This window comes from Enterobacter cloacae complex sp. SHL009 (assembly GCF_049237205.1).
Lineage (GTDB): Bacteria > Pseudomonadota > Gammaproteobacteria > Enterobacterales > Enterobacteriaceae > Enterobacter > Enterobacter cloacae_M.
Genome location: NZ_JBMKIW010000011.1, coordinates 36281 through 54112, shown reverse-complemented (window position 1 = coordinate 54112; position 17832 = coordinate 36281). Strand labels below are relative to the sequence as shown.

Below are 17832 nucleotides of genomic sequence, written 5' to 3'. Positions count from 1 at the left end.
CAATTACAGCAACGGTTTAAGGAAGCGCGCGGTGTGCGAGGCTTCGCACTCTGCAACGGTCTCTGGCGTACCGGAGACGAGAATTTCACCGCCGCCGCTGCCGCCTTCCGGGCCGAGATCGACAATCCAGTCCGCGGTTTTAATCACGTCCAGGTTATGTTCGATGACCACGATAGTGTTGCCCTGATCGCGCAGCTGATGCAGAACCTCGAGCAGCTGCTGGATGTCGGCAAAGTGCAGGCCCGTAGTCGGCTCGTCCAGAATGTAGAGCGTCTGACCTGTGCCGCGTTTTGACAGCTCACGCGCCAGCTTCACGCGCTGCGCTTCACCGCCGGACAGCGTGGTTGCCGACTGCCCCAGACGAATGTAGGTCAGGCCTACGTCCATCAGCGTCTGCAGCTTACGCGCCAGCGCAGGGACGGCGTCAAAGAACTCGCGCGCCTCTTCGATGGTCATGTCCAGCACTTCGTGGATGGTCTTGCCTTTGTACTTAATCTCCAGCGTTTCGCGGTTATAGCGTTTGCCTTTGCACTGGTCGCACGGCACGTAGATATCCGGCAGGAAGTGCATCTCAACCTTGATCACGCCGTCGCCCTGGCACGCTTCGCAGCGGCCACCGCGCACGTTAAAGCTGAAGCGTCCTGGCGTATAGCCGCGTGAACGCGCTTCCGGCACACCGGCAAACAGTTCACGTACGGGCGTGAAGACGCCGGTATAGGTTGCCGGGTTAGAGCGCGGGGTACGGCCAATCGGGCTCTGGTCAATGTCGATAACTTTATCGAAATGCTCCAGACCCTGGATATCGCGGTACGGTGCAGGCTCGGCCAGCGTCGCGCCGTTCAGCGCCGTCTGCGCAATCGGGAACAGCGTATCGTTGATCAGCGTCGATTTACCGGAACCGGACACGCCGGTGATACAGGTAAACAGGCCAACCGGCAGCGTCAGGGTGACGTCTTTCAGGTTGTTGCCGCGCGCGCCGGTCAGCTTCAGCACTTTTTCCGGATCTGCCGCTACGCGCTGTTTCGGCACTTCAATCTTGCGCTTGCCGCTCATGAACTGGCCGGTCAGCGATTCGGGTACCGCCATAATGTCCTTCAGCGTCCCTTCCGCGACTACCTGACCGCCGTGCACGCCAGCGCCTGGGCCAATGTCGATGACGTGGTCAGCCGCGCGGATCGCATCTTCATCGTGCTCGACCACAATTACCGTGTTGCCGAGGTTGCGCAGGTGAACCAGCGTCCCGAGCAGGCGCTCGTTGTCGCGCTGGTGCAGGCCGATGGACGGCTCATCCAGCACGTACATCACGCCTACCAGACCCGCACCAATCTGGCTCGCCAGACGGATACGCTGGGCTTCACCGCCGGAGAGCGTTTCTGCCGAGCGGGAAAGCGTCAGGTAGTTCAGGCCGACGTTCACCAGGAACTTCAGGCGATCGCCGATCTCTTTCAGCACTTTTTCGGCAATTTTCGCGCGCTGGCCGGAGAGCTTCAGGTTGTTGAAGAAGTCCATCGCATGGCCGATGCTCATGTCTGAGATGGTCGGCAGCGCGGTGTTTTCCACAAACACGTGGCGCGCTTCGCGACGCAGACGCGTGCCCTCACAGGTGGCGCAGGAGCGGTTGCTGATGAACTTTGCCAGCTCCTCGCGCACCGCGCTGGATTCGGTCTCTTTGTAGCGGCGCTCCATGTTGTGCAGCACCCCTTCGAACGGGTGGCGACGCACGGAGGTATCGCCGCGATCGTTCATATACTTGAACTCGATGTTCTCTTTGCCGGAACCGAACAGGATCACTTTGTGCACGTTCGGGGTCAGGCTCGCCCACGGGGCTTCGACGTCGAACTTATAGTGCTCTGCCAGCGATTTCAGCATCTGGAAGTAGTAGAAGTTACGCTTGTCCCAGCCGCGAATGGCGCCGCCCGCCAGCGACAGTTCCGGGTTCTGAATCACGCGGTCCGGGTCGAAATACTGCTGGACGCCCAGGCCGTCACAGGTCGGGCACGCGCCCGCCGGGTTGTTGAATGAGAACAGGCGCGGTTCCAGCTCGCGCATGCTGTAGCCGCAAATCGGGCAGGCGAAGTTGGCGGAGAAGAGCAGCTCTTCCGCTTTTGGGTCGTCCATGTCGGAGACCACGGCCGTGCCGCCAGAAAGTTCCAGCGCCGTTTCAAAGGATTCCGCCAGGCGCGTGGCGAGATCGTCGCGCACCTTAAAGCGGTCAATCACCACCTCGATGGTGTGCTTCTTCTGCAGCTCCAGCTTTGGCGGATCGGACAGGTCGCACACCTCGCCGTCGATACGGGCGCGGATATAGCCCTGGCTTGCCAGGTTTTCCAGCGTTTTGGTGTGTTCGCCTTTTCGCTCTTTAATGATCGGCGCCAGCAGCATCAGGCGTTTGCCTTCCGGCTGCGACAGCACGTTATCCACCATCTGGCTGACGGTCTGGGCCGCCAGCGGGACGTCGTGGTCCGGGCAGCGCGGCTCGCCCACGCGGGCATACAGCAGACGCAGGTAGTCATGAATTTCGGTAATGGTACCGACCGTTGAACGCGGGTTATGCGAGGTGGACTTCTGCTCAATAGAGATAGCAGGGGACAACCCTTCAATGTGGTCGACATCCGGTTTTTCCATCAGCGACAGGAACTGACGCGCGTACGCAGAGAGCGATTCAACGTAACGACGCTGTCCTTCGGCATACAAAGTGTCGAAAGCCAGTGAGGATTTGCCAGACCCCGAAAGCCCGGTCACGACAATGAGTTTGTCGCGAGGGATTATGAGGTTGATATTCTTGAGATTGTGGGTGCGGGCGCCCCGAACTTCGATCTTATCCATTCACCTTTCCCGGTTGGAACACGGATTGCCTGATTTGTTTGAAGGACAAACGGCTGTCAGAAACGGCTAATTATGACACAATTTGACCTGTTTGAATATACAGTATTGGAATGCATTTTCTGATTGGCTGTGTAACAATGTGGAGTTGCGAGAGAACTCTGGAACGTGCTACGCAACTATCAAAGTGCAGCATGGAAATGGTACACTCGCGCGTTTACACTATTAAGAAACGTATTCAGGAGACACGAACATGGCCAGCAGAGGCGTAAACAAGGTGATTCTCGTCGGTAATCTGGGCCAGGACCCGGAAGTACGCTACATGCCGAGTGGTGGCGCAGTTGCCAACATTACGCTGGCTACTTCCGAATCCTGGCGTGATAAAGCGACCGGTGAGATGAAAGAGCAGACCGAATGGCACCGCGTTGTGCTGTTTGGCAAACTGGCCGAAGTGGCCGGTGAGTATCTGCGTAAAGGTTCTCAGGTCTATATCGAAGGCCAGCTGCGTACCCGCAAATGGACCGATCAGTCCGGTGCTGAGAAGTACACCACGGAAGTCGTGGTCAACGTGGGCGGTACCATGCAGATGCTGGGTGGCCGTCAGGGCGGTGGCGCACCGGCTGGCGGCGGTCAGAGCCAGCAGCAGGGCGGTTGGGGTCAGCCTCAGCAGCCGCAGGGCGGCAACCAGTTCAGCGGCGGCGCGCAGTCTCGTCCGCAGCAGCAGTCTGCTCCGGCGCCGTCTAACGAACCGCCAATGGATTTCGACGACGACATTCCGTTCTGATTTCCGCGTGCTGAAAACAAAAAACCCAGACTATCGTCTGGGTTTTTTTATTCCGTCAGGGATCAGGTAATCACCATCGGCCAGTCTGGCGGCGTGTGGCTCATCGCCTCAACCATCACCACTTTAATATTTTCCCAGACGGCGGCGATATCCAGCAGGGTGATGCCAAGCAGACCCGTTGCAAACCAGCAGGCTGCACCCAGCCCCAGCAGGGTGCTGATGACAGCAAGACCCGCATAGTCAGATTTACGAAACTGAATATTCAGCGTGCTGGCTAAAAACATCAGTACCGCACTCAACAAAGGCCAGCGCAGGAGAACCATGCTGGTAGTAATGGTTGCCATAAAACCCATCCTCTACAAAACAGACGAACTGAATGAAACGGTGTTTCTCGTTACAAAATATGTGTGAACTATATCACATTTGTTGATTTATTCGCCAGTGTCTGAGCGATCAAAAAAGAGGATTTTATTCTTCAGAAAAGGCGATTGCGCGGGTTGGTTCGGCCTTCGGCGCACGAGGAGGTGGGCACACAGTGTGCCGGAAACGCACATCGGGCAGGTGGTGATACCGCAAATTCGGTTTTTATAAGAGGGACGTTATTCTCACCCAATCCTGAAAATATTGTGGTGAAGGCTGACTATTTATAAATCAACGAACACAATGCCTCCGAGCAAATAGTATAAAACGTCCCGATGAAGTTGTACTTTTTTCATGCTGTCAGACGTTTGGCTTAATCAACGATCGTCTGTTGTGTTATCTTCCCGTCAGCCCTAACGGGCTGGATAATTATTTTCCTTAATTGAAACGGAACGAATACTTACAGTTTAACTTACGGGAAAATATTATCGGCATAACGAAATTTAAGATTTTTAATACTAAAAGTCAGTTGCTAACTTCGCATGATTCATGCAACGTAATCACCTGTTTAACAAAGCATCCGGCCTTCATTACTACAGGCGTACAACATGCAGGGATATAGGGCGGGAAATGAATCGTAGCGCGCGGCGCAAAATGCTCAGGGTGGTAGGGATCATCATGGTAGTTATGCTGCCGGTGATGCTTGCGCTATGGTTTGCCCAGCTACGAGCCGTTTCTGAAACAAGCGCCCAGCTACGCACATTTGCTGAACTGGCTTTAGACAAAACAGAGCTGGTTATTCAACAGGTTGAGCTGGCCAGGGACGAGGCGGTAAAATATCAGGGCGAGCTTTGCACGCCGGGACACCGTCAATATATGCTGAACGTTGTTCGTGGCCGCCTGTTTGTCGCCGATTTAATTTACGCTGAAGGTCAGAATTTTCTTTGTTCGACCGTTTTTACACCGGATCACCCCTACGCCATTCCTGTCGCTAATTACACGCGTAAACCTGACGTCGCTATCTATTATTATCGCGACACCCCATTTTATACTGGCTATAAAATGACATATATGCAGCGCGGAAATTATGTGGTTGTCGTCAACCCGCTTTCATACAGCGAAGTCATGTCCGCGGATCATTCTCTCTCCTGGGGTGTGTACGACACGGTAACCAATGCTTTCTTTTCCGTCAGCCAGAAAGCCAATGTTTCTTTATTAAATTCGATGATTCGGGATAAGGAATCGGTATTTCAAAAAGATAACCGCTTTTATACGATCGTAACATCTCCCAAAAGACCGATTGCGGCCATTGTCTCGACATCAAATAAACGCTTTTATGAAACGCTTTATCACCAGGCGACGTTGACGCTGCCGCTGGGCATGATCTGCAGCATTATTATTTTGCTGGTATGGTCCCGTACCCATCGTGAGCTTAATTCGCCGGGGCGCTTACTGCACCGCGCGCTGAACAAACGACAGCTTTGCGTCCACTATCAGCCGATTATTGATATTAAGAATAACCAGTGTGTGGGCGCGGAGGCGCTGTTACGCTGGCCTGGCTTTAACGGGCAGGTGATGAGCCCGGCTGAGTTTATCCCGCTGGCGGAAAGTGAGGGAATGAGCGAGCGGATTACGGACTATGTCGTTGAGGAGGTGTTCAACGATCTGGGTCATTTCCTGGCCGAGCATCCGCATCTCTATATTTCGATTAACCTGTCGGCCACGGACTTCCACTCCTCGCGGCTGATCGCCATGATTTCCGAAAAGGCCCGCCACTACGCGGTCCGTGCGCAGCAAATCAAAATAGAAGTGACGGAACGCGGTTTTATCGATGTGCCAAAAACCACGCCGGTGATTCAGGCTTTCCGTCAGGCGGGTTATGAAGTCGCGATCGATGATTTCGGTACCGGCTACTCGAACCTGCACAACCTCTACTCGCTGAACGTGGATATTCTGAAAATCGATAAATCGTTTATCGATACCTTAACGACCAACAGTACCAGCCACCTGATCGCCGAGCATATTATCGAGATGGCGCAAAGCCTGCGGCTGAAAACCATTGCGGAAGGGGTAGAGACGGCAGAGCAGGTGAGCTGGCTGTTGAAGCGCGGCGTCCAGTTTTGTCAGGGATGGCACTTCGCGAAAGCGATGCCGCCCCAGGAATTTATGACCTGGCAGCAGCAGCCTTTGCACTGAGGGTGATTAATTCAACTGGTGGCGATAGTCGCTCGGCGTGCGGTCAAACTCGCGGCGAAACACGCGGGAAAAGGTTTGTTGCGACACATAGCCAAGGTCCATCGCGATATCAAAAATGGGCCGCTGCGTGGAGCGTAGCGCCTGCGCCGCCAGCAGCAGTCTGCGCTGGCGAATGTACTCGCCCAGCGTCTGATGCATGACCGTGCGGAACATTCTCTGTAAATACCATTTCGAATAGCCCGACTTTTTAGCGACCACATCAATGTTCAACGGTTGGTCGATATGTTCATCAATCCATTCAATAAGCGTCTGAATAATCTGCTGATGCGACATAAGGTTGCCCCTCTGTAGATACAACTATCTCGGTTAATTCGTCGTTTTCTCTGCGGGCGAGTATAATTCCTCAAGTTAACTTGAGGTAAAGAGGTTTTATGGAAAAGAGATTGCCGCGAATTAAAGCGCTTTTAACCCCCGGCGAAGTGGCGAAGCGAAGCGGCGTTGCGGTATCGGCGCTCCACTTCTATGAAAGCAAAGGGTTAATTAAAAGCATCCGCAACGGCGGCAACCAGCGCCGCTATACCCGAGACGTGCTCCGCTACGTGGCGATTATCAAAATTGCGCAACGAATCGGAATCCCCCTGGCCACCATCGGCGAGGCGTTTGGCGTGCTGCCTGAAGGGCATACGCTGAGCCCGAAAGAGTGGAAAGAGCTGTCTTCCCAGTGGCGTGAAGAGCTGGACCGGCGTATTCATACGCTGGTCGTCCTGCGTGATGAGCTGGACGGTTGTATCGGCTGCGGCTGCCTGTCGCGTAGCGATTGTCCGTTGCGTAACCCTGGCGACAGGCTGGGTGAGCAGGGGACGGGGGCGCGGCTGCTGGAAGAGGATTGAGTTTGTGCGGCCGGCAAAAAGCATAATAAAGAACTAAAGCGCCACATAAGGGCGCTTTAGTTTTTCCCGGTCTTTGTCTTTCACTCTATCCCGCTGGTTCACGGGAGGGTTTCCCCCGACATCAGCACCCCTCAGTGTCGAGCTGGTTGGGGAGGTTCCGGATTGTGCTGACACTTTAATTCTATGCAAGACCCGTTTTTTCGCCAGCCTCACCGACCGTTTTTTAGACGAATTTTTTTCGCGGTGTTGTTCAATTTTCTATAGTTAAAAAGTATGAATAACAGGAGAAAGCCATGCTCACGGTACACCACCTTAACCAGTCGCGCTCGCACCGCGCGATCTGGGCGCTGGAAGAACTCGGCCTGCCTTATGAGATCGTCCACTACCAGCGCGAAAAGAACATGCTGGCGCCGGAGGCTCTTAAAAAGGTGCATCCGTTGGGCAAATCGCCGGTCATCGAAGATAACGGACTGATTCTTGCGGAGTCTGGCGCCATTCTGGAATATCTGCAGGAAACGTACGATGCCGAGTCTCGGCTTAAGCCTTTGGATCCCGCGCATAAGGTGCAATACCGCTTCTGGCTGCATTACGCCGAAGGATCGCTGATGCCGCTGCTGTTAATGAAGCTGGTCTTCAACAGCCTCGGCAAGCCGCCGGTGCCGTTTGGTATCAGAACCCTGGGCAAAGCGCTGGGGCAGGGGGTGCAGAAAGCGTATCTCAACCGTCAGCTGGAGACCCATGCGCGCTTTATTGAGTCACATCTTGCCGAAAACAGCTGGTTTGCCGGGGATTCGCTCAGCATGGCCGATATCCAGATGAGCTTTCCGATCTTTGCGCTGCTGGCGCGCGGCGGTATCGCTAATCTGCCGCATATTCAGGCATGGAAGGCAAAAGTTGAGAACACCCCAGGCTGGCAAATAACCCTGGAACAGGGTGGACCGTTATCTATTCCCGGTGAGGACTGAAATGTAAACAAATTGCGCATAGACGATAACGTTTGCGCATCCTCTGTTTATTTCTTCAGCGTCATAAGTGAATTTTAGAGAAAAACGAGAAAGTTCAGTTGAAAAGGGCGGGGATTACGCTAGATAATCGTTTGCCTTAATTTGACCACCCGTTTGTAAGCGCGGAGCTAAACGTTTGCTTTTTTTGTGACGCCCTTTCGTCACAAACGCAACACAAGGATTTGACGTTCAGCTGGCAGTGGCGTCTCCACCTCGCTTACAAACTTCCTAAAAAACTCTCAGGGGATGTTTTCTATGTCTACGCCATCTGCGCGTACTGGCGGTTCACTTGACGCCATGTTTAAAATTTCGGCCCGCGGCAGCACCGTGCGCCAGGAAATTGTTGCCGGTTTGACAACGTTTCTGGCGATGGTTTATTCCGTCATCGTTGTGCCGGGCATGCTGGGCAAAGCAGGCTTCCCGCCAGCGGCCGTCTTTGTGGCGACCTGCCTCGTGGCCGGCGTGGGCTCCATCGTGATGGGCCTGTGGGCGAACCTGCCGTTGGCGATTGGTTGCGCCATCTCTCTGACCGCGTTTACCGCGTTCAGCCTGGTGCTGGGTCAGCACATCAGCGTACCGGTTGCGCTGGGTGCCGTGTTCCTGATGGGTGTGCTGTTTACCGTGATTTCGGCGACCGGCATCCGTAGCTGGATTTTGCGCAACCTGCCGCAGGGCGTGGCGCACGGTACCGGCATCGGTATCGGCCTGTTCCTGTTGCTGATCGCCGCCAACGGCGTCGGTCTGGTCATCAAGAACCCGCTGGACGGTCTGCCGGTGGCGCTGGGCCACTTCGCCAGCTTCCCGGTGATTATGTCGCTGATCGGCCTGGCGGTGATTATCGGTCTGGAAAAACTGAAAGTCCCGGGCGGCATTCTGCTGACCATTATCGGTGTATCCATCGTCGGCCTGATTTTCGATCCAACCGTACACTTCTCCGGTATCTTCGCCATGCCGTCGCTGAGCGATGACAAGGGCAACTCCCTGATTGGCAGCCTGGATATCGTTGGCGCGCTGAACCCGGTGATCCTGCCAAGCGTGCTGGCGCTGGTCATGACCGCCGTGTTTGACGCGACCGGTACCATTCGTGCGGTGGCCGGTCAGGCGAACCTGCTGGATAAAGACGGTCAGATTATTGACGGCGGCAAAGCGCTGACCACTGACTCCCTGAGCAGCGTCTTCTCTGGTCTGGTGGGCGCGGCGCCTGCGGCGGTGTACATCGAGTCCGCAGCGGGTACGGCGGCAGGCGGTAAAACCGGCCTGACGGCGATCACCGTCGGCGTGCTGTTCATGCTGATCCTGTTCCTCTCTCCGCTCTCCTATCTGGTTCCGGCGTATGCGACCGCGCCAGCGCTGATGTACGTTGGCCTGCTGATGCTGAGCAACGTGGCGAAAATCGACTTTGCGGATTTCGTGGACGCCATGTCTGGCCTGATCACCGCGGTCTTCATTGTCCTGACCTGTAACATCGTGACCGGCATTATGATTGGCTTCGCGTCGCTGGTGATTGGTCGTCTGGTTTCCGGTGAATGGCGCAAGCTGAACGTTGGCACCGTGATTATCGCCGTTGCGCTGGTGGCGTTCTACGCGGGCGGCTGGGCAATCTAAGTTGTCCATTGATGCGAAAACGGGTGGCTCAGGCCGCCCGTTTTTATTTTCAGGACTCATCCTGTTGCCTTTTGCGTTACTCTGGGGAAGATAGAATAAAAGGCACGACGCCTTCCGGAGTAAATAAGCAACACAGCAAACAGGGAACGCATGGAAATCTTCTTCACAATACTCATCATGACCCTTGTGGTCTCGCTATCCGGGGTGGTTACACGCGTACTGCCCTTTCAGGTCCCCCTGCCATTAATGCAAATTGCCATCGGCGCGCTGCTGGCGTGGCCGACGTTTGGCCTGCACGTGGAATTTGACCCCGAACTGTTCCTCGTGCTGTTTATCCCGCCGCTGCTGTTTGCCGATGGCTGGAAAACGCCCACGCGCGAATTCCTTGAGCACGGGCGCGAGATCTTCGGCCTGGCGCTGGCGCTGGTGGTGGTCACCGTCGTCGGGATTGGTTTTCTGATCTACTGGGCGGTACCGGGTATTCCATTAATACCGGCTTTTGCGCTGGCCGCCGTGCTGTCGCCAACCGATGCCGTGGCGCTGTCCGGCATTGTGGGTGAAGGCCGTATTCCGAAGAAAATCATGGGGATTTTACAGGGTGAGGCGCTGATGAACGACGCCTCCGGCCTGGTTGCCCTGAAGTTTGCCGTGGCCGTTGCGATGGGCACGATGGTGTTTACCGTCGGCGGCGCGACGCTGGAATTCTTCAAGGTGGCGATTGGCGGTATTCTCGCAGGCTTCGTGGTGAGCTGGCTGTATGGCCGCTCATTGCGCTTCCTCAGCCGCTGGGGCGGCGATGAGCCCGCAACGCAGATCGTACTGCTGTTCCTGCTGCCGTTTGCCTCTTATCTGATTGCCGAACATATCGGCGTGTCGGGCATTCTGGCAGCGGTTGCGGCGGGGATGACCATCACCCGTTCCGGCGTAATGCGCCGCGCGCCGCTGGCCATGCGTCTGCGTGCCAACAGCACCTGGGCCATGCTGGAATTTGTCTTTAACGGCATGGTGTTCCTGCTGTTGGGCCTGCAGCTGCCGGGCATTATGGAATCCTCGCTGGTGGCGGCCGAAGCCGATCCGAACGTTGAGGTCTGGATGCTGTTTACCGACATCGTGCTGATCTACATGGCGCTGATGCTGGTGCGTTTCGGCTGGCTGTGGACGATGAAAAACTTCAGCGTACGTTTCCTGAAGAAAAAGCCGATGGAGTTTGGTTCGTGGACAACGCGTGAACTGCTGATCGCCTCTTTTGCGGGCGTACGCGGGGCGATCACCCTTGCCGGTGTACTCTCCATTCCGCTGCTGCTGCCCACGGGCGATGTCTTCCCGGCGCGCTACGAGCTGGTCTTCCTGGCGGCGGGCGTGATTCTGTTCTCCCTGTTTGTCGGCGTGATTATGCTGCCGATTTTACTCCAGCATATTGATGCCGGTGATTCGACCCAGCAGCATAAAGAGGAGCGTATTGCCCGGGCAGCCACCGCCGAAGTGGCAATTGTCGCGATTCAGAAGATGGAAGAGCGTCTGGCCGCGGATGCGGAAGAGAACATCGACAATCAGCTGCTGACGGAAGTCAGTTCCCGCGTGATTGGTAACCTGCGCCGCCGCGCGGACGGGCGTAACGATGTGGAAAGCTCGCTGCAGGAGGAAAACCTGGAGCGCCGGTTCCGCCTGGCGGCGCTGCGCTCAGAGCGCGCCGAGCTGTACCATCTACGCGCCACGCGGCAGATCAGCAACGAAACGCTGCAAAAGCTGCTGCACGATCTGGACCTACTGGAAGCGCTGCTGATAGAGAATCAGTAGCGCTGTTTTTGCCCCTCACCCTAGCCCTCTCCCCACAGGGGAGAGGGAACCGATCGAGCCCAGGGGTTAGGGTGACCGCACCCAAAACCCCTCACAACACTGCAGCCACGCCTGCGCGCTCTGCGATAAATACACCCCTTCACGCCAGATCATCCCCAGCTGCCAGTGCAGGTCGCTCTCCAGCGGGATCCAGCGCAGCGTGTTTTTATCAAGCCGCTCGCAGATAGGCTGCGGCAGAATCGCAATCCCCACGCCGGCCTGCACCATTGCCGCCAGGAAATCCCACTGTCCGCTGCGCACCGCTATGCGCGGCTTGACGTTATGCTGGTTAAACAGCGTCATCAGCTGGCGGCTGAGAGCGAAGTCTTCGTTGTAGATCAGCAGAGGGTGCTCGCCGAGCAGTTCAGGTCTCACCGAGTCTAACTTCAGCCAGTCGCCGGAGCGGGGAACCAGCACGCACAGCGGGTGGCTAAAGAGCGGAAGCGTCGCCAGACCGCTCTCTTCCTCAACGGGAAGGGCGGTCATTGCCACGTCGAGCTCGCCGTTGGTGACGGCCTGCTGGACGGTTAACCCACCAAACTCCGAAATCTTCAGCTCAACGCCGGGATAACGCTGGCGAAACAGGCTAATCGGCCCGGCCATCATCATCCCCACCATTGGCGGAATGCCGAGGCGAAGGACACCTTTCTTCAGATGATTGATATCGCCCAGCTCTGCTTCCAGCTGGCGAAACTCCGCCAGAATCGCCAGCCCGCGTTCGAACACCACGCGTCCGGTGTCGGTCAGCAGCAGCTTGCGCCCGTCGCGGATCAGCAGGGTACAGTTCAGTTCATCTTCGAGGTTTTTCAGCATCTTGCTGATGGTGGGCTGGGTAACAAACAACTTCTCCGCTGCGCGGGTAAAACTTTGCTGACGAACCACTTCGACAAAATAGCGCAGCGTTCTTATGTCCATGATTATTCCTCGAAACTATACCTTTGATGATTTTAATTCATTTCAGTCCATACCGTGCGCTCTCTATACTGGCGCCTCGTCTCATTTTTGAGGAAAACCCCCATGGCCGTGGCGTTAAGCCGTGTTACGCCTGCCGTTGTGCAACGACTCCAGGTCCCGGTGCAGGTACTGCTCTACGCGGGACTGTTTGTTTTCGCGGAATATCTTGTCGGCTGGCTGCATCTGCCGCTGCCCGCCAATCTTGTCGGGATGCTGCTGATGCTGACGCTTATTCTGTGCCGCGTAATCCCCCTTAACTGGGTACGCGCCGGGGCGCGCTGGCTGCTGGCGGAGATGCTGCTGTTCTTTGTTCCGGCGGTGGTGGCGGTGGTGAACTATGCGCAGCTGCTGATGGTGGACGGCTGGCGAATCTTTGCGGTTATCGCGCTGAGTACGCTGATGGTGCTGGGGGCGACCGCCTGGGTGGTGGATAAAGTGTATCGCTTTGAAATCAGCAGGCACAAACATGACTAACTTTCAGATCAGCGTCTTGTGCCTGATTGCGACGCTGGCGATCTACTTCGCCAACAAGCGGCTCTATCGCCGCTTTCATGCCCTGCCGCTGATGCCGCTGGTCTTCACGCCGATCCTGCTGGTGCTGATGTTGGTCTTCGGCCACATCTCCTGGCAGAACTACATTGGCGAATCCCACTGGCTGCTGTGGCTGCTCGGCCCGGCGACCATCGCTTTTGCCGTCCCCGTTTACGACAACCTCGCCATTATCAAACGCCACTGGATGTCGCTCAGCGCGGGTGTAATCACCGCCACGGTGGTGGCGGTGTGTAGCTCCGTCTGGCTGGCGCGGCTGTTTACGCTGCCCGATGAAATTCAGCGCAGCCTGGCAGTGCGTTCGGTAACCACGCCGTTTGCGCTGGCGGCTGCTAAACCGCTCGGCGGGCAACCGGATCTGGTGGCGCTGTTTGTGGTGGTGACGGGCGTCTTTGGGATGGCCGTCGGGGATATGCTCTTTCTGCGGCTTTCTATCCGGGAAGGGATGGCGAAAGGCGCGGGGTTTGGCGCGGCATCGCATGGGGCGGGCACGGCACGTTCGTATGAGCTGGGCCAGCAGGAGGGCGTTGTCGCGAGCCTGGTGATGATGCTTTCGGGCGTGGTAATGGTGCTGATTGCGCCGCTGGTGGCGTGGGTGATGTTTTAAGCTCCCCGGCCAGAACGACCGGGGAGGAAAGGCTTAATGCGCGCGGCCCTGCTCAACGCCCAGGCCGGTTTGCGAGCGGATAAACTGGGCGCGGAATTTCTCACGCTCCAGGTTACCCTCCGGCGAATTGTCGGTGGCCGAGAAGAACCAGATGCCGATAAACGCCACGGCGATCGAGAACAGCGCCGGGTATTCATACGGGAAGATAGCGCTTGCGTGGCCGAGGATCTGCACCCAGATGGTCGGGCCCAGAATCATCAGGATCACCGCCGTCAGCAGCCCCAGCCAGCCGCCAATCATCGCGCCGCGCGTGGTCAGCTTCGACCAGTACATGGAGAGCAGGATGATCGGGAAGTTGCAGCTTGCCGCAATCGAGAAGGCCAGCCCCACCATAAAGGCGATGTTCTGCTTCTCAAACAGAATGCCTAACAGAATCGCCACGACGCCCAGCACCAGCACGGTGATTTTCGAGACCTTCAGCTCGTCGCGCTCGCTCGCGCCTTTGCGGAAGACGTTGGCGTAGAGGTCATGCGATACCGCAGACGCGCCTGCCAGCGTCAGCCCTGCAACCACCGCAAGAATGGTGGCGAAGGCCACGGCGGAGATAAAGCCGAGGAACAGGTTACCGCCCACCGCGTCAGCCAGGTGCACCGCCGCCATGTTGTTACCGCCAATCAGCGCGCCCGCCGCGTCTTTAAACGCCGGGTTCGCCCCCACCAGCATGATCGCGCCAAAGCCGATGATAAAGGTGAGGATATAGAAGTAACCCATGAAACCGGTGGCGTAAAAGACGCTCTTACGCGCTTCACGCGCATCGCTCACGGTGAAGAAACGCATCAGGATATGCGGCAGGCCCGCAGTACCGAACATCAGGCCGAGACCGAGCGAGAGCGCGGATATCGGGTCTTTCACCAGCCCGCCCGGGCTCATGATCGCTTCCCCTTTCGGGTGGACCGCCATCGCTTCGGTGAACAGGTTATTGAAGCTGAACCCGACGTGCTTCATCACCATAAAGGCCATAAAGCTGGCGCCGAACAGCAGCAATACCGCTTTGATGATCTGCACCCAGGTGGTTGCCAGCATGCCGCCGAACAGGACGTACATCACCATCAGCACGCCAACCAGCACCACCGCGACGTGGTAGTTCAGGCCGAACAGCAGTTCGATCAATTTACCCGCGCCCACCATCTGCGCAATCAGGTACAGCGCCACCACCACCAGCGAACCGCAGGCGGAGAGGGTGCGAATCGGACCCTGCTTCAGGCGATACGAGGCCACGTCTGCGAAGGTATAACGGCCCAGGTTGCGCAAGCGTTCGGCAATCAGGAACAGGATGATCGGCCAGCCGACGAGGAAGCCGAGGGAGTAGATCAGGCCGTCATAGCCGGAGGTGTAGACCAGCGCGGAGATCCCGAGGAACGAGGCGGCGGACATAAAGTCACCCGCGATCGCCAGCCCGTTCTGGAAGCCGGTAATGTTGCCGCCTGCGGTGTAGTAATCGTTACGGGAGCGCACGCGTTTCGACGCCCAGTAAGTGATATACAGCGTCAGCACCACAAAAATCAGGAACATCACAATCGCCTGCCAGTTGGTTGGCTGGCGCTGTACCTCGCCGGTAATCGCATCCGCCGCGTGGGCGGCAAAGGGAAGCGTGGCGGCGAGCGCCGTCAGAATTCTCTTCATGATGCTTTTACCTCTTGCAGTACCGCTTTATTAAGGCGATCGAATTCACCGTTCGCGCGCCAGACGTAAACGCCGGTCAGCACAAATGAAATCACAATTACGCCAATGCCAATGGGAATACCGCGCGTCACGCTGGTCCCCTCGTGCAGCGGGGTGCCCAGCCAGTGCGGCGCAAAGGCGATCAGCAGAATAAAGCCGACATAGATAATCAGCATGATGATGGAAAGGATGAAGGCAAACCGTTGCCGCTTATCGACGAGCTCCCTGTAGTGCGCACTATTCTCTATCTGCTGACAAATATCGTTATTCATCACAGAGTCTCCAAAGGTAAGGTAGGTTTGTTTTTAGTCCCCTCTCCCCTTTGGGGAGAGGGTTAGGGTGAGGGGCGGAAGGTGCGGTCTGATGCCCTCACCCCAGCCCTCTCCCACAGGGAGAGGGAGAAAACACTAGGAAGGCATCGCGATGGCCTGCTTCTCTTCGAGCAGTTTTTCCACCACGCCAGGATCCGCGAGCGTTGAGGTATCGCCGAGGTTGCTGGTGTCTCCAGCCGCGATTTTGCGCAAGATACGACGCATAATTTTGCCGGAACGGGTTTTCGGCAGCGAGTCGGTCCAGTGCAGCACGTCCGGCGTCGCCAGCGGGCCAATCTCTTTACGCACCCAGTTGCGCACCTCAGCGTAGAGCTCAGGCGACGGTTCTTCACCGTGGTTCAGGGTGACATAGGCGTAAATCGCCTGGCCTTTGATGTTGTGCGGAATGCCCACAACCGCCGCTTCGGCAATCTTCGGATGCGACACCAGCGCCGATTCAATCTCAGCGGTGCCCAGACGGTGGCCGGAGACGTTCAGCACGTCGTCCACGCGCCCGGTTATCCAGTAATAGCCATCTTCGTCACGACGCGCGCCGTCGCCGCTGAAGTACATGTTTTTAAAGGTCGAGAAGTAGGTCTGCTCGAAGCGATCGTGATCGCCGAACAGGGTACGCGCCTGACCAGGCCAGGAGTCAGTGATCACCAGGTTGCCTTCGGTGGCGCCTTCCAGCGGGTTGCCTTCGTTATCCACCAGCGCAGGCTGCACGCCGAAGAACGGACGGGTTGCGGAACCGGCCTTCAGCTGCGTGGCGCCCGGCATCGGGGTGATCATGAAGCCGCCGGTTTCGGTCTGCCACCAGGTGTCCATCACCGGGCATTTCTCGTTGCCGATTTTCTTCCAGTACCACTCCCAGGCTTCCGGGTTGATTGGCTCACCCACGGAACCGAGGATGCGCAATGAAGAGCGGTCAGTGCCTTCGATGGCTTTATCTCCTTCAGCCATTAATGCGCGGATAGCCGTTGGCGCAGTGTAGAGAATGTTGACCTGGTGTTTGTCGACCACCTCACACATACGCGCCGGGGTCGGCCAGTTTGGTACGCCCTCAAACATCAGCGTTGTTGCGCCACAGGCCAGCGGGCCGTACAGCAGGTAGCTGTGTCCGGTAACCCAGCCCACGTCGGCGGTACACCAGTAGATGTCGCCCGGATGGTAGTCGAAGACGTATTTGAAGGTGGTGGCCGCATAGACCAGATAGCCGCCGGTGGTGTGCAGTACGCCTTTCGGCTTACCGGTGGAGCCGGAGGTATAAAGAATGAACAGCGGATCTTCTGCGTTCATCTCTTCCGGTTGATGCTGGTCGCTCGCGTTCTCGATCAGGTCGCTCCACCACAGGTCGCGCCCCTCGTTCCAGTCGATTTTGCCGCCGGTACGCTTAAGGACGATGACGTTACTGACCGTTTTGACGTTCGGGTTTTTCAGCGCTTCGTCGACGTTTTTCTTCAGTGGGATACCGCGCCCGGCGCGCACGCCTTCATCGGCGGTGATCACCAGTTTTGAACTGGAATCGACAATACGGCCCGCAACCGCCTCTGGCGAGAACCCGCCGAAAATCACCGAGTGGATCGCACCGATACGCGCGCAGGCCAGCATGGCCACCGCCGCTTCCGGCACCATCGGCATATAGATAGCGACCACATCGCCTTTTTTAATGCCTTTTTCCAGCAGGACGTTGGCGAAGCGGCACACGTCGCGGTGCAGCTCTTTGTACGTAATATGTTTGCTTTGCGAGGCGTCATCGCCTTCCCAGATGATGGCTGTCTCATTCCCGCGCTCGGCGAGGTGACGATCGAGGCAGTTCGCCGCCAGGTTAAGGGTGCCATCTTCATACCATTTAATGGAGACATTGCCGGGCGCAAAGGAGGTGTTCTTCACCTTCTGATAAGGTTTGATCCAGTCAAGGATATGGCCCTGCTCACCCCAGAAGGTGTCCGGGGCGGTGATAGACTGCTGATATTTCTCGTGGTACTGCTCCGGGGTGATCAGGCAACGGTCCGCAATATTTGCGGGAATGTCGTGTTTATGTATTTGGCTCATGGCTTTTTTTCTCCTTGTAAGATGTTAATAATATGTCGCAAAAACGTTAATTGTAGGGGCTTTACAAGCTTTGTTTATTATTTGGGCTACAGATCACGCATTGTTTGAAGAGTATGAAAAATGAGCGAATGAAACT

The 17832-nt window shown here is 56.7% G+C and carries 15 protein-coding genes; 8 read left to right on the top strand and 7 right to left on the bottom strand.

Features of this window, described 5'->3' with window-relative positions; genetic code table 11:
• Window positions 1-3: 3 nt before the first annotated feature.
• Entirely contained in the window at window positions 4-2826 is a 2823-nt protein-coding gene (uvrA, locus tag ACOTZC_RS20375; RefSeq protein ID WP_045355262.1) for an excinuclease ABC subunit UvrA, read from the bottom strand.
• 250 nt (window positions 2827-3076) lie between these two features.
• On the opposite strand from uvrA, the gene ssb1 reads away from it, so the two are divergent.
• Window positions 3077-3607: a single-stranded DNA-binding protein SSB1 gene (ssb1, locus tag ACOTZC_RS20370; protein WP_023310055.1), complete on the top strand. Its 531-nt coding sequence runs from the start codon at window positions 3077-3079 to the stop codon at window positions 3605-3607.
• A gap of 62 nt (window positions 3608-3669) precedes the next feature.
• Here the strand turns inward: ssb1 and ACOTZC_RS20365 are convergent, their stop codons facing one another.
• Window positions 3670-3951, bottom strand: a complete 282-nt coding sequence (locus ACOTZC_RS20365) for a YjcB family protein (protein ID WP_008503385.1) — start codon at window positions 3949-3951, stop codon at window positions 3670-3672.
• Between the two features lie 646 nt (window positions 3952-4597).
• Here ACOTZC_RS20365 and ACOTZC_RS20360 point away from each other — a divergent pair.
• A complete protein-coding gene (locus ACOTZC_RS20360; RefSeq protein ID WP_045402478.1) occupies window positions 4598-6163 on the top strand; it encodes an EAL domain-containing protein in 1566 nt (521 codons plus the stop codon).
• A gap of 6 nt (window positions 6164-6169) precedes the next feature.
• Here the strand turns inward: ACOTZC_RS20360 and soxS are convergent, their stop codons facing one another.
• A complete protein-coding gene (gene soxS / locus ACOTZC_RS20355) occupies window positions 6170-6496 on the bottom strand; it encodes a superoxide response transcriptional regulator SoxS (protein ID WP_013095071.1) in 327 nt (108 codons plus the stop codon).
• A 98-nt stretch (window positions 6497-6594) separates the two neighbouring features.
• On the opposite strand from soxS, the gene soxR reads away from it, so the two are divergent.
• The 4 genes from soxR (at window position 6595) to ACOTZC_RS20335 (ending at window position 11459) form a co-directional block, all read left to right on the top strand.
• Window positions 6595-7053, top strand: a complete 459-nt coding sequence (gene soxR, locus ACOTZC_RS20350) for a redox-sensitive transcriptional activator SoxR (RefSeq protein WP_023310057.1) — start codon at window positions 6595-6597, stop codon at window positions 7051-7053.
• Between the two features lie 293 nt (window positions 7054-7346).
• The gene (locus ACOTZC_RS20345; protein WP_421635977.1) at window positions 7347-8018 is read left to right on the top strand and encodes a glutathione S-transferase family protein; all 672 of its coding nucleotides are present in this window, start codon (window positions 7347-7349) and stop codon (window positions 8016-8018) included.
• 294 nt (window positions 8019-8312) lie between these two features.
• On the top strand, window positions 8313-9662 hold the full coding sequence (ghxP, locus tag ACOTZC_RS20340; RefSeq protein ID WP_023310059.1) for a guanine/hypoxanthine transporter GhxP: 1350 nt from the start codon (window positions 8313-8315) through the stop codon (window positions 9660-9662).
• A gap of 150 nt (window positions 9663-9812) precedes the next feature.
• Window positions 9813-11459 carry a Na+/H+ antiporter gene (locus ACOTZC_RS20335; protein WP_023310060.1) on the top strand — a complete coding sequence of 549 codons (1647 nt, stop codon included), beginning with the start codon at window positions 9813-9815 and terminating at the stop codon, window positions 11457-11459.
• Window positions 11460-11525: 66 nt separating this feature from the next.
• Here the strand turns inward: ACOTZC_RS20335 and ACOTZC_RS20330 are convergent, their stop codons facing one another.
• On the bottom strand, window positions 11526-12413 hold the full coding sequence (locus tag ACOTZC_RS20330) for a LysR family transcriptional regulator (protein WP_045402475.1): 888 nt from the start codon (window positions 12411-12413) through the stop codon (window positions 11526-11528).
• Between the two features lie 102 nt (window positions 12414-12515).
• Here ACOTZC_RS20330 and ACOTZC_RS20325 point away from each other — a divergent pair, with 102 nt between their 5' ends.
• Together ACOTZC_RS20325 and ACOTZC_RS20320 are read left to right on the top strand one after the other, a co-directional pair.
• Entirely contained in the window at window positions 12516-12926 is a 411-nt protein-coding gene (locus ACOTZC_RS20325) for a CidA/LrgA family protein (protein WP_021242769.1), read from the top strand.
• A complete protein-coding gene (locus tag ACOTZC_RS20320) occupies window positions 12919-13608 on the top strand; it encodes an LrgB family protein (RefSeq protein ID WP_023310063.1) in 690 nt (229 codons plus the stop codon). The genes ACOTZC_RS20325 and ACOTZC_RS20320 overlap by 8 nt, the downstream gene beginning before the upstream one ends.
• A 33-nt stretch (window positions 13609-13641) precedes the next feature.
• On the opposite strand, the gene actP is transcribed toward ACOTZC_RS20320, so the two are convergent.
• The 3 genes from actP to acs form a co-directional block, all read right to left on the bottom strand.
• On the bottom strand, window positions 13642-15291 hold the full coding sequence (actP, locus tag ACOTZC_RS20315) for a cation/acetate symporter ActP (RefSeq protein ID WP_023310064.1): 1650 nt from the start codon (window positions 15289-15291) through the stop codon (window positions 13642-13644).
• Window positions 15288-15602 (bottom strand): DUF485 domain-containing protein, encoded by a 315-nt coding sequence (locus tag ACOTZC_RS20310; RefSeq protein ID WP_028017918.1) that lies wholly within the window; start codon window positions 15600-15602, stop codon window positions 15288-15290. The genes actP and ACOTZC_RS20310 overlap by 4 nt, the downstream gene beginning before the upstream one ends.
• Window positions 15603-15737: 135 nt before the next feature.
• Entirely contained in the window at window positions 15738-17696 is a 1959-nt protein-coding gene (gene acs, locus ACOTZC_RS20305) for an acetate--CoA ligase (protein WP_045402471.1), read from the bottom strand.
• Between the last annotated feature and the right edge of the window lie 136 nt (window positions 17697-17832).